The 12,767-nt window shown below is 60.2% G+C and carries 10 protein-coding genes; 5 read left to right on the forward strand and 5 right to left on the reverse strand.

Annotated features, from left to right (window positions below; all coding sequences use genetic code 11):
• The first annotated feature begins 70 nt into the window (after positions 1–70).
• Positions 71–1,504 (forward strand): aldehyde dehydrogenase family protein, encoded by a 1,434-nt coding sequence (locus DM374_RS20785; RefSeq protein WP_110971583.1) that lies wholly within the window; start codon positions 71–73, stop codon positions 1,502–1,504.
• Positions 1,505–1,511: 7 nt separating this feature from the next.
• Here the strand turns inward: DM374_RS20785 and DM374_RS20790 are convergent, their stop codons facing one another.
• Positions 1,512–2,438 (reverse strand): LysR family transcriptional regulator, encoded by a 927-nt coding sequence (locus DM374_RS20790; RefSeq protein WP_110971584.1) that lies wholly within the window; start codon positions 2,436–2,438, stop codon positions 1,512–1,514.
• 102 nt (positions 2,439–2,540) lie between these two features.
• Here DM374_RS20790 and DM374_RS20795 point away from each other — a divergent pair, with 102 nt between their 5' ends.
• From DM374_RS20795 to DM374_RS20805, 4 genes are all read left to right on the forward strand, one after another.
• Entirely contained in the window at positions 2,541–3,293 is a 753-nt protein-coding gene (locus DM374_RS20795; protein ID WP_110971585.1) for an SDR family NAD(P)-dependent oxidoreductase, read from the forward strand.
• 155 nt (positions 3,294–3,448) lie between these two features.
• On the forward strand, positions 3,449–3,685 hold the full coding sequence (locus tag DM374_RS33225) for a hypothetical protein (RefSeq protein WP_157969730.1): 237 nt from the start codon (positions 3,449–3,451) through the stop codon (positions 3,683–3,685).
• Positions 3,686–3,827: 142 nt separating this feature from the next.
• Positions 3,828–5,003, forward strand: a complete 1,176-nt coding sequence (locus DM374_RS20800; RefSeq protein WP_110971586.1) for an MFS transporter — start codon at positions 3,828–3,830, stop codon at positions 5,001–5,003.
• A 242-nt stretch (positions 5,004–5,245) separates the two neighbouring features.
• Positions 5,246–5,710 (forward strand): DUF3574 domain-containing protein, encoded by a 465-nt coding sequence (locus DM374_RS20805; RefSeq protein ID WP_110971587.1) that lies wholly within the window; start codon positions 5,246–5,248, stop codon positions 5,708–5,710.
• Positions 5,711–5,883: 173 nt separating this feature from the next.
• On the opposite strand, the gene DM374_RS20810 is transcribed toward DM374_RS20805, so the two are convergent.
• The 4 genes from DM374_RS20810 to DM374_RS20825 all read right to left on the reverse strand — a co-directional run bounded on the left by DM374_RS20810 (position 5,884) and on the right by DM374_RS20825 (position 12,341).
• Entirely contained in the window at positions 5,884–8,268 is a 2,385-nt protein-coding gene (locus tag DM374_RS20810) for a TonB-dependent receptor plug domain-containing protein (protein WP_110971588.1), read from the reverse strand.
• A gap of 407 nt (positions 8,269–8,675) precedes the next feature.
• The gene (locus DM374_RS20815; protein ID WP_110971589.1) at positions 8,676–9,725 is read right to left on the reverse strand and encodes a substrate-binding domain-containing protein; all 1,050 of its coding nucleotides are present in this window, start codon (positions 9,723–9,725) and stop codon (positions 8,676–8,678) included.
• 32 nt (positions 9,726–9,757) lie between these two features.
• The gene (locus tag DM374_RS20820; protein ID WP_110971590.1) at positions 9,758–10,783 is read right to left on the reverse strand and encodes an ABC transporter permease; all 1,026 of its coding nucleotides are present in this window, start codon (positions 10,781–10,783) and stop codon (positions 9,758–9,760) included.
• Positions 10,776–12,341, reverse strand: a complete 1,566-nt coding sequence (locus DM374_RS20825) for a sugar ABC transporter ATP-binding protein (protein ID WP_110971591.1) — start codon at positions 12,339–12,341, stop codon at positions 10,776–10,778. Before DM374_RS20825 ends, DM374_RS20820 begins: the two co-directional genes overlap by 8 nt.
• Between the last annotated feature and the right edge of the window lie 426 nt (positions 12,342–12,767).

Here is a 12,767-nt window from a genome sequence, read left to right on the forward strand (position 1 = left end):
GTTACCTGACCCATTCACCCGCGGTGAGGGCGATGTCCTCACCCGGCGTCCCAGTCAAGCGAGACAAACCATGAACAATGCGCTCAAGTTCTACATCGACGGCCAATGGACCGATGCCCGTTCCGGCAACACCCTCGACGTGATCGACCCGTCCACCGAACAGGCGTTCACTACCATTGCCGTGGGCAATGCGGCGGACGTCGAAGATGCGGTCAGCGCCGCGGCCAAAGCCTTCCCGGCATTTTCGCTGACCAGCGTCAGCGAGCGTCTGGCGCTGCTCAAGGAAATCCTGCGGGTGTACAACCTGCGCTACGAAGACCTGGTCAAGGCCGTGAGCCAGGAAATGGGCGCGCCGCTGCATTTCGCCCGTGATGCGCAAATCTGGAGTGGTCGCGCGCACCTGGAATCGACCATCAGCGCCCTGGAAAACTTCCAGTTCAGCGAGTTCCACGGCAGCACCCGGGTGGTCCGCGAAGCGATTGGCGTGTGCGCGCTGATCACACCGTGGAACTGGCCGCTGAACCAGATCGTCTGCAAGGTCGCGCCGGCCATTGCCGCGGGCTGCACCGTGGTGCTCAAGCCCAGCGAAATCGCGCCGCTGACCGGCATCATCTTTGCCGAGATCCTGCACGAAGCGGGCGTTCCGGCCGGGGTGTTCAACCTGCTCAACGGCACCGGCCCTGACGTCGGTCAGCACCTGGCCAGCCACCCGAACGTCGATATGGTCTCGTTCACCGGCTCCACCCGCGCCGGCATCAGCGTCGCCAAGGCGGCGGCCGATACGGTCAAGCGTGTGGCCCAGGAACTGGGCGGCAAGTCGGCCAATATCCTGCTCGAAGACGCCGATTTCGACGTGGCCGTGGCCAAGGGCGTGCAGGGCTGCTTCTCCAACTCCGGACAGTCGTGCGATGCGCCGACCCGCATGCTGGTGCCGGCTGCGCAACATGCCCGCGCCCTGGAAATTGCCCGGCAGACCGCCGAGCAACTGGTCACCGGCAGTCCGCTGGAGGCCAGCACCAACCTGGGTCCGGTCATCAGCGAGGCGCAGTTCGCCAAGATCCAGGGCCTGATCGCCACCGGCATCGACGAAGGCGCCACCCTGGTAGCGGGTGGCCTGGGGCGTCCCGAGGGCCTGGAAAAGGGCTACTACGTGCAGCCAACGGTGTTCGGCAACGTCACCCCGCAGATGACCATTGCCCGCGAAGAAATCTTCGGCCCGGTGCTGTCGATCATTCCTTACGAAACCGAAGAGCAGGCCATCGAAATCGCCAACGACACTGTCTATGGCCTCGCTGCCTACGTGCAGTCGACCGATATCGAACACGCCCGCCGCGTAGCGGGGCGCATGCGCGCCGGCTCCGTGTACCTGAACTACCCGAACTGGGACACCTTTGCGCCGTTCGGCGGTTACAAGCAGTCGGGCAACGGCCGTGAATACGCCGGTTGGGGGATCCACGACTTCCTTGAAATCAAGGGTGTGGTGGGTTGGGGCAATCAAGGCTGAGCGCAGCTCAGGACGGATCCGTTGGCCGTTGCCACCCTGGGTTCGAGAGGTGCTCGCTGAAAAACTCGGCGAGCGCCTGGACCTTTCTCGGCCGAGTGCGCGCCGAGGGTGTCACGAAGTGCAGCCCGCCCTGGGTCATGCTCCAGTGCGGCAGCACCTGCTCAAGACGCCCATCGGCCAGGTATTCGGCCGCGATGAATTCTGGCAGTTCGGCGATCCCCAGGCCCGCCAGCAGTGGCGCGACCAGCGCATCCGAGTTGGTGACGCGCAGGGGGCCGTTGGGAACCACATCCTGTTCAGTGCCATCGGTGTGGGTGAAGCGCCACACCTGACTGCGTGCCCGGTAGGCGTAACTCATGCAGACGTGAGCGGAGAGTTCCCGTGGATGGTCGGGGCGGCCGTGCTGCGCGAGGTACGTCGGGGAGGCCACCAGATACTGGGTCACCGAACAGATCCGGCGGGCAACCAGCGACGAATCGGGCAGGGCGGCGATGCGCAATGCCGCGTCGAAGCCCTCGGCGACAATGTCGACTGTCGAATCCGATAAATGAAGATCGACTTCCAGCCCCGGATAACGGGCCAATAGCTCCGGCAACAACGGCGCAACCCAGCGCAGACCGAATGACATCGGCACCGCCAGACGCACCAGCCCACGCGGCTGAACCGACAGCTCCTGGGCCGAGCTTTCCATGTCCTCGGCTTCGCGGTAGAGCGCACTGGCCTGTTCGACCAGGCGCAAACCGAACTCGGTTACCGAGAGTTGCCGAGACGTCCGGTTGAACAAGCGACCACCCAAACGCTCCTCCAGGCGTGCAACCGCGCGGGAAACCGTGGGCACCGAGACGCCCATGGCGCGGGCGGCTGCGGCGTATGAACCTTCCTCAGCCACTTTGGCGAACATCGCCAGTCCTTCGAAGTCCGGAAGTTTTGCCATTTCAATTCTGCAATGATGAGTTTCAAACGATTCTATTTTGAAATCATCTGCCGGTCGATAAGCTTCTCCCACAGCCAAACATCACCTGACGGGAGAAACACCATGAGCAAGAAACTTGAAGGCAAAATCGCCCTGGTTACCGGCGGCACTACCGGCATCGGCCTGGCCACCGCCATACGCTTCGCCGAGGAGGGCGCCCACGTTTACATCACCGGTCGCCGCCAGGCAGAACTGGACAAGGCAGTGGCCCTGGTCGGAAACGCCACGGGCATCGCGGTGGACTCCACCCGGCTCGATCAGCTCGATGCGCTGTATGCCCGCATCGGCGAGGCCCACGGTCACCTCGACGTGCTGTTCGCAAACGCCGGCGGTGGCTCCATGCTGCCACTGGGTGAAATCACTGAATCTCACTACGACGAGACCTTTGATCGCAATGTCAAAGGGGTGCTGTTCACGGTGCAGAAGGCCCTGCCGCTGCTGGCGCGAAATGCCTCGATCATCCTGACCGGCTCCACGGCGGGCAGCTCCGGTACCGCGGCGTTCAGCGTGTACGCGGCGTCCAAAGCCGCCGTGCGCGCCTTTGCCCGCAACTGGATTCTGGACCTCAAGGACCGTGCGGTAAGGGTCAATACCATCAGTCCGGGCGCGACGCGCACACCGGGTCTGGTTGACCTGGCCGGCCCGGATGCCGGGCAACAACAGGGCTTGCTGGATTACCTCGCGTCACAAGTGCCGCTGGGCCGCGTCGGAGAGCCGGTCGAGATCGCCAACGCTGCGGTGTTCCTGGCCAGCGATGATTCGAGCTTCGTCAACGGTGCGGAGTTGTTTGTAGACGGTGGGCAGGCTCAGGTCTGAATACGGGTGCTTGGTTGAATAGGGTTGAGCGCTTTTTCTTCTTTATTGAGTGCGAACTAGACCAAGCGCCAGCGTGAAAGATCTGCAAGATTCCATCGAGTGCTACCTGGCCACCCACAATTCGACCCTTGCGCTAGTAGCGAAAGGCGGAGGACATGTTGGTGAGCGTTGGCCGGGCGGCCGGGGCATTGAATGGAAAATTATTGAGGTTTTTTGGAACGCCATACGCGCTGCCGCATATATCCCTCTCGATAACTGTTGCTTTTACAGCACCCGGTAAGAGGGTGTTGAAAATTCAGCACCGTTTAACGCTGTATAAGCTGGATTTCACGAATTTCGGCACTCGACAAACTGGCATCAAACTTGCTGATGCCTGGAGGTCGACAGCCTGAGAACGTGGGTAAGGTCTTGAATATGGATGATTTAGCGACAGTTACCGACCGTACGACATTTTAATAGCCCAAGTAAAAATTATTTGGAGGGAACAAGGATCTCAAGTGCTCTACAATCGAGGCGCGGACAAGGAGTCTGTATATGTTAGTAAAGCTGATCATCATTCAAACCTGCGCCTATGTCGTTAGTTTCATGGCCAGCATGACACTCCCGCTGGCCTCTGCGGTGTTAAGCGTGCCCTATCTGTATCAAACCACACCTAACATGTTGATCGTGCTGTTTAGTATCATTGGATCTCATGTTGTCGGGAAGGTTCATGGTCGTCTGTCCTGGAAATCCATATACGTAACTACTGGAGCGCTGTCGATAGTTGCGGGGCTGGCACTGGTTTTCTCTATAAAACTATCCTCGTTCTCGCTGGTAATAGTTGCTGCGACCCTTTATGGCCTCGTATCAGGTTCGGCAATGTGGATACGATTTGCTAAAAATAGTCAGTCGGAAGCAGAACAACTCAAGTTCAACGCACTGCTAATAGGATCTGGCCTGGTGGCTGCTTGCCTGACGCCAGCGATAGTAGCTGGCATTGGAGAAAACAAGCATGCAGGACTGACCTTCGCCTATCTCATTTCTGTGGGGGTTGGGCTGTTGATGGTAGTTATTGCGTGCTTTCTGGTTAAAGACGAATGCAAGGCTATCACTAGAGAACCGAAAACTCTGGAAGCGATACCGCCCCCGTTCTTGATAGTCACCTTGCCTGCCGCGATCGCTTTTTTTTCAATGGGTCTCATGATGGCCGGTGTACCGCTGACGATGTCCAATACCGGACACTCAATGGCAGCGATAGCCAGCGTGTATCAAGGCCATTTGATCGCAATGTTTGCGCCATCTTTATTGTTTGCGTTCTTTGCGAAACAGATTCCGCCGTTTAGGCTGATGGCCTTGGGGGGGATTATAAACTTTGTCGGTCTGGCTGCTGGCTCAATGCTTTCACCTGAATCCTCCCACCTCATAAGCATGACGCTGAACGGAGCGGGCTGGTCGTTTACGCTAATCGGGGCATCCAGTTTGGTATCCAAGTGGGCTGCGGGCGGATACGTAGAAAATGGTCCTGCGAGATTTAACCTGTATTGCATTATTGCCAGCGCCTTGGGGGCATTCTGTGGAGGCGGTGTTGCCGAAAAAATCGGCTGGCACTTGAGCCTGTCAGGGACTGGGCTACTGGTGCTTTCGATGCTTGTTTATGTGTTCATTGATAAAGGGGCGAAGGCCCGTAAACGAAGTGAGGCGCAGGACTCACTGCACAAGCAGCAGGGTTGAGCAAGCGGTGAGCAGTCTGGTTATCTATGGAGTGGCGCTGCACGTTGGCTATCATTGTCAAGGTCGCGATTTATTGAATGAATATGATTGTGCCTTTGCTTGAAAGTAGCCGGACTTGCAAATTCTGCTGAGATCTATAGCGCACTGTAAAAGTCAGTCTAGCTACCTGTGAATTGGTTATTTTGAGCCGATAAGTTCCGCCTCTATAGTGTGTTGCCATTAAATTTCAATAAGGAAGTTTCATGTTTCAACGCATTGTTCTGGCCTCGGTTCTCATTGCATTGTCCGGGTGTGCCAGCGAGCCACTCCCTCCTGTTCACACCAAGGACCCTGCCAGTTCGACCCTGCAAGGTGACCCGACCCGGCCGGCAGAGGCGAAGTGGTTGCGCACGGAGTTGTATTTCTCGCTGGGGCGAGTAGGGGGCGGAGCACAGGAAGTCATCAGTCCCGCGCAGTGGCAGGCGTTTCTCGATACTGAAGTGACGCCGCGCTTTCCTGCGGGGTTCAGCGTTCTGGATGCCTACGGACAATGGCGCGACCAGGGCGCGAAGGAACCTGAGCGGCTGCTGACCAAGGTGATTGTGAAGTTGCATGAAGACAATGCGCAGAATGCCGAACGTATCGAAGCTATTCGCCTTGCGTGGAAGCGCGTTACTGGCGATCTGTCTGTGCTGAAGGTGTCGCAGCCTGCGCAGATTTCATTCTGATTGATTGAAGTTGTCGGGTATTAGTCGATAGTTTTTCTGGGCGCTCAAGAGCGAGCGCCGCTTATGCGGCGCTTCGCGAGCAAGCTCGCTCCTACAGGGGGGTAATGCACCATAGAAACATGTAGGAGTGAGCTTTCTCACGATGCGCTGTGCGAGCGGCGCTGATACTCACTCTAGAAACCGTAGGTCACCTTCGCGTAGTAATACGCGCCATTACTGCCCAGCGGCGACAGTACGTCATGGGGCAAGTTACCGCCGTAGTTGATATCCGAGTTGGAACGCTCCGGATATTGGTCGGTAAGGTTGTTGGCACCCACGGTCACATCAAAGGCCGGGGTGAACTTGTATTGCACTTCCGCATCCAGTTGCCAGTCGGTGCCGTAGGTCTGCTGTGGCTGCGAGTCGCCGAAGTCGAACACTCGTGTGGTCTTGCCATGGCGGGTCAGGCGGCCCAGCAATCCCCAGTGCTGGCTGGTCCAGTTGGCCGAGAGGATGAAGCGGTCCTTGGGCGCGGCGTCGGTCAGGGTGTTGCGTTCCTCGACGCCCACCAGTGCATCGTCGCCAATGCCCAGGGCGGTGAGTTGCGACGGGGTGCCCTTGGTCTTGACGACTTTGGTGTCGTTGTAGGTGTAGGCCGTGGTAATGCCCAGTTCCCCCTCCAACAGTGGCTGGTGATAGTTGAGCACCAGTTCCGCGCCGTTGGTGCGAGTGTCGGCGGCGTTGGTGAAGAAGTTGACGTCGTGGACGCCCGCCTCACCAAACTGGTTGTTGATGAACTGTTCGAGGGCGTCGCCGCCGATACGCTGGGACAGGGTGATCCGGTCTTTCACGGCGATATGGAAGATGTCCAGCGACGCATCGAAACGCTCACTCAACTGCGCGGTCAGGCCCAGACTGAAGTTTTTCGAGGTTTCCGGAACCAGCGCTTCAGCGCCCAGTGCCTGTGCGATCGGGTCATTGACCGAGAGCACTTGCACATCCGTGAGCGTGCCGCCCTCGCCGAAGTTGCTGGTGGTGTGCTGGAAGCCGGCCTGTGCCAGCGACGGCGCGCGGAAGTTGTTCGACACCGCGCCGCGCAATGCCCATTGATCGGTGAGGCGATAGCGCCCGCTGAGCTTGCCGGTCAGTTTGCTGCCGGCATCGTCGTAGCGTTCCCAGCGCGTGGCGGCGTCGACGAACAGTCGATCAGTCAGGTCGGCGGAAATTTCGGCATAGGTACCGAACACGTTGCGGTCCAGATCGGCCTCTTCATTGGGTCGCAGGCCGTTGGCACCGTCAGCGCCGCTACCGATGTAGGACGCCGCGTCGCCCGCAGTGGTCAGGTAGTTCTCGTAGCGGTATTCGGCGCCCGCCGCGAATACGAAGGGGCGGTTGGCGATGCGCAGTTCACGGCTGAAGTCGAAGTTGGCCGTGGTCTGGCGCAGCTCGTATTGGCCGGTATCGAAACGGGTGGGCGAATCCGCGCCGAGGCTGACGTTGAGGGTGCGCCGCGCGCCTGAGTCAAAGTGGTTGCGCCCGTGGGTGATGCTGCTGTCGAAATCCCAGTCTTCGCCGATCAGGCCTTTGATCCCTGCGGTGGCGGAGAGGTCCTTGTTGGTGCCGAGGGACTGCGGAAGGTAGCCGTTGGGATAGAACTGCGGTTGCTGGTAGGGGTAGCGGTAGAACTGCGCGCCGGTGGTGTGGCGCTCGTTGAACGTCCCGAAGGAATACGCCTTGAGGTCGCCGATCGGCAACGCGCTGTTGAACCACAGGTTGACGTCCCGCGCCGATCCGTCGCCCTTGGCATAGTTGATCTGGCCCGGAGTGTCGGCGAAGGCGTCGAAGCCGGCGCGCTCGGTCGGGTTGCGGTCCTTGTATTCGGCGCCGCCGCGAATGAAGCCGCCATCCTCGCCCAGGCGGGTGCCGATCTTGGCCGTGGTGATGGTGTTCTGGCCATCGGTGGTGGTTTTGTCGATGGCGTCCTGGTGCGTGTGGTAGGCGCCGAAGGTGCTGGAGACTTCACCGCCTTCCGGCGCGTCATCGAGGATGATGTTGATCACCCCGGCAATAGCGTCCGAGCCATATTGCGCGCCGGCGCCGTCGCGCAGCACTTCGATGCGCTTGATTGCACTGATGGGAATGGAGTTGAAGTCCACCGGCGCGGTGCCGCGACCGGTTTTCGATGAGTCGCTGACCAGCGCCGAGGTGTGGCGGCGCTTGCCGTTGACCAGCACCAGCACCTGGTCAGGGCTCATGCCGCGCAGTTGCGCGGCCCGTATATGGTCGGCACCGCCGGAGTTCGACTGGCGCGGCATGCTGAACGATGGCAGCAAGGTCTGCAGGGCCTGGCCCAGTTCGCCGTTGCTGGCACCGGTGGCCTTGAGGTCCTGTGCGGTCAGCACATCCACCGGTACCGGGGAGTCGAGCACGGTCCGTGACGTGCCGCGGGTACCCGTCACCAGCACGGTATCCAGTCGACTTGCCTCCTCCACGGCCCCCGTAGGTTCATCGGCCTGAACGTTCATTTGCGTCAATGCCGAAACGACGGCGACAGCGAGGATTGAAAGGCGGTGATGCATGAAACAGCTCCTTGTATAAGTGCGAGGGCCGTCATGGCGTGCAAGTTGGGCTTTATACGAAATCGTAAACAGCCTGATGCTGCCAATAACCAGACACGGCACTGCACTTTGCATTATTGATTTGAGGTGAACGTGTGAGTCGGTGCGACTTCACAATAATCACGCGCTACCTGCACATGTGCGCGCAAGGGCAGTCAGGTAGTGCGTAAAGTTGGCAGTTCAAACATTACCCAAGCGCGGGATAGATGCAAAAGAACATTTTTCACACTGGTTAGAACCCGCAACCGATAATGACCGGCTTTCAACACATACTGTTGTGTCGGCAACAGTAGTGTCGATAGTGCAACAGGGCTTTCAAGTTGCAAGTTGCAGTTTTGCGGAGCTTACATGGTCTTGTAGTGCATGCCTTAGTTGTCTTTTGGTATCCACGCCGGACGGGCAATATCCGCAGCATCGCCAAACGCCGGCAGTTTCTTTGCCAGGTCGCGAACGTTCTTTACATCCAGGTCCAGCAACTGCTGACGGGTAATCAGTGTCGGCGGCACCAGCAGGCGGGGCCCTGGATTCTCACCGGCAATCAGCATTGCCAGGCTACGTACGCTGATGGCGCCGGCGACTTGCGGGTTGACGGCGGCGGTGGCGACCCAGGCGCTGTCGGGCTCTTTCATGATCTGGATATCGGCCGTGGAGATATCGGCGCTGTAGATTTTCACCTGCGACCCCAGTCCCGCTTCGTCCACGGCGATCTTCGCGCCTTTGGCGAACTCGTCGAAGGGGGCAAAAATCACGCTGATGTCCGGGTTGGCCCGCAGCACGGCGCTGGCCTGGTCGGCCACCGAGTTGGCAATCGGCGGGTTGAGCGTGCCGAAGCGGGCTTTTTCCACCACGCCGGGATTGTCTTGTTTGACCTGGCGCCAGACTTCGTCGCGACGCTCCATCGGGGTGAAACCGCTGATGTAGACGTAGCCGGCATTGAAGGTCGAGCCGTTGTCCGCGATGGCTTTGTCTAACGCCAGGCGGGCCAGCGCATGGTGGTCCTGCTCGATCTGGGTGACCTTTGGGTTGTTCAAGTCAACGTCGAACGCCACGACCTTGATGCCCTTGGCAATCGCCTTGTCGACCGCGTCACCGAGGGTTTCGGGCAGCCCCAGCTGGACGATGATCCCATCGACTCCGAGATCGATCGCCTGCTCGATCAGTTCCCGTTGCCGCGAGGCTTGTTGCCTGGCATCGAACACCCGCAGCGTCACGCCCAGCGATGCCGCCTGTTTCTCGACGCCTTGCAGGTAGGCCTCAGGGAAATCCCCGGAAAACAGGTAGCCGACCAGCGCGATCTGCACTTTGCCTTCATTGAACGGCGCAGGGGCGCCGGGCAGCGCCGCAGCCTGGGCCTGCCAGGCCAGGCCGAGCAAACCGACGGTCAGGTAACGAACAGCGTGTTTGAACAAAGGGTGCATAGAGGGTCCTTGCGAGTAGATGAAATCCGGTTTCAGCGCGCCCGATGGGCCAGACCGAAGGTGAAGATCAGGGCCAGTACCAGGACCAGGCCTTTGACGAAATCCTGAGCGTAATAAGGCGCGTTGAGCATGCTCAGGCCATTGAGCAAGGTGGCCACCAGCAAGGCGCCGGCCAGGGTGCCGAAGGCGTTGGGCTTTTTTGCGCCGAGCACGGCAAAGCCGATCAGCGCGGCGCCCAGCGCGTCCAGTACCAGACCGTTGCCGGAACTGACATCACCGCGACCGAGGCGGGCGGCCAGCAACAGTCCTCCCGCCGACGCCAGCAGTGCCGACAGCACGTAGGCCAGCAATTTGTAGCGCTGGACCGGGGCCCCGGCCAGGCGCGCGGCCTGTTCGTTGCCGCCGATGGCGTAGAACAGCCGCCCGATCCGCGTGCGCTCCAGAAACAGCCAGACGGCCAGCGCCACCAGTGCCGTGATCACTACCGGAATCGGCACGGTGTCCCACAGCCTTCCACGCCCGATGGCGAGAAACACCGCGCTGAATTCACCCTCGGTTTCGCGGCCATTGGGCAGGGTCATGCCCACGGCGATCGAGCGCCCGCCGGTAGGGATCAACTGCACGCCGATAATCAGGAACATGCTGCCCAAGGTCGCGAGGATGTCGGGGATACGCAGCTTGACGATCAACCAGCCATTCAGCAGACCGACCAGGGCACCGCCCGCCAGGCTGATGACGATGGCGGACAGCGCGTCCCACTCCAGCACCACCATCACATAGCTGGCGATCATCAGGCTCATGGCGGCAACGGCACCGATCGACAGGTCCAGGCCGCCGACGGCCATGGTCAGCGTCACACCCAGGGCCAGCAAGGCGACGATCGACACCGACTGCAGGATCAGGAACAGGTTGTTCACCCGCATGAACGCGGGCTCGGCAACGCTGAACACGATGACGATCACCGCCAGCACCAGTAGCAGGCCGTAGCGAATCAGTATTTCCAGCCCACGCTGGAACGGGGCCGGCGCGCTGGGCGACGGGGAAAGCGAATCAGACACTCGCGGTACTCCTTGGCGATGTAGGGGATGCAACAACCGGCGGTGCTTCAGCTTCGCTGCGGGCCAACTGCGCCACCAGCGCCGCGCGCGACAGTTCGGCGCGGGGGTACTGCGCGACCACGGCAAAGTTGCGCACCACCAGAATGTGGTCGGCGATGTCCAGGGCTTCGTCGATATCGGCGCAGATCACCAGCGTTGCCCGACCCTCGGCGCTTTCACGCAACAGTTGGCCGATATCGCGGCGGGCGCGAACATCGACGCCCTGGAAGGGCTCGTCGAGAATCAGTACGCGGGCGCCGCCCAGCAGCCAGCGCCCGAGGATGACTTTCTGCTGGTTGCCGCCGGACAGCGCTTCCATCGGCAGGTCGATGCCAGCGGTCTTGATCCCCAGCGCGGTCACGTGCTCCTCGACCGATGCAGCTTCGGCGCGGGCGTTGATAAATCCGGCGCGGGTGAAGCGCTCCAGGAAAGGCAGGGTGAGGGTCTTTCGCACTGAAAAGCCGGGGACCAGCGAACCGTTCGCCCGGTCTTCTGCGGCGTAGAACACACCGGAGCGAACCGCTTGGCGCGGCGAATCCGGGTTCCAGGCGACACCGTCCAGATGCAGGGTGCCGCTCGCCGGGCGACGCAGGCCGAACAGCAGCTCGGCGATTTCGCTTTTACCCGCGCCAAGCAGCCCGGTGATGGCGACCACCTGATGCTCGTGCAGGGTCAGATCAAAGGGCGGGGTGTGCGCGGCAACGCGGGCGCCACGCAGGCTCAGCACCTCACGGCCCGGTGCCCTTGGAACGAAGGGGCGGGTTTCGATCGCTTCGCCCAGCATGGCCTGAATCGCCTCAGGCAGTTGCGTCGCGGCGAATTCCCCGGCCAGCCGGCCGTCGCGCAGGACCACCAGACGTTGGGCAACACGCTGCAAGTCGGACAGCCGATGGGAGATGTACAGAATCGCCACGCCGCGTTCGCGCAGCCGGTCGATCAGGGCAAACAGGCGCTGCGCTTCGGTGTCCGAGAGCGCCGCGGTGGGTTCGTCGAGAATCAGCAACCGTGGCTGCAAGGCGAGGGCCCTGGCCAGGATCACAAGCTGGCGTTCGGCCTGGCCGAGACGCTCGATGGGCTCGTGCAACGGCAAGTCCAGCTCCAGCCCGGCGGCGATAACAGCGGCCCGCGCGGCCAGGCGCTTGCGGCTGACCCACCAGCGCGCCTGCGGCAGGCACAGTTCGTCCAGCACCAGGTTTTCCGCGACGCTCAAGCCCGGGGCAATACCGTCATTGACGTGCTGGTGCACTGCAACGATCCCCACCCTGCGGGCAGCGAGCGGCGAGCTGAAACGCTGCAAGCGGCCCTGCACCCAGAGTTCGCCGGCGTCATGGGGCTGGCTGCCGGCGAGAATCTTGACCAGGGTGGATTTGCCGGCGCCATTGGCGCCCAGTAACGCGACAACTTCGCCAGGAAGAATCTGTAGATCAACCTGATCGAGCGCGTGGTTTGCCGCAAAGGTTTTACTCAGGCCACGTACCCGGACAAGCGGTTCGGGTAGCGCGGCCATTGGAAGTGTCATGCTGTAATTCCGGACAAACTGAGGTGGGATTAGTTCGTGTTCGCAAAAGTTGACTCCGGGATTAAATTCACTAACGCAAACAAAATCAACTAACCTGATCGCATAGAAAAAGTTTTTTAGTTATAAGCCTTCAGTAACTTCAATTTCACTGTTCAGGGGCCAACACTTGAGCAACAAAGTGTTGGTGTAACGACAGGCGTGTAGGGTCGCGCAGCGCGCTAGTGCCTCAGTCCGGGCGTAATGATTTATTGTCCGGGAGTGCTTTAAAGAAATAGCTTTCCTTGTTTATAGCGTAAGCACTGGCCTACTAGTGGGCGCATGTTTTTCCGGCGTGGCATGTTGATTGCAGCTTTGTGAAGCGGTAATGGTGATTTCAAAATAAAGTTGATCGTGATTCCGGTTTTTTCAAATACATCATCGAACTGC

This window comes from Pseudomonas huaxiensis (assembly GCF_003231275.1).
GTDB classification, from domain to species: domain Bacteria; phylum Pseudomonadota; class Gammaproteobacteria; order Pseudomonadales; family Pseudomonadaceae; genus Aquipseudomonas; species Aquipseudomonas huaxiensis.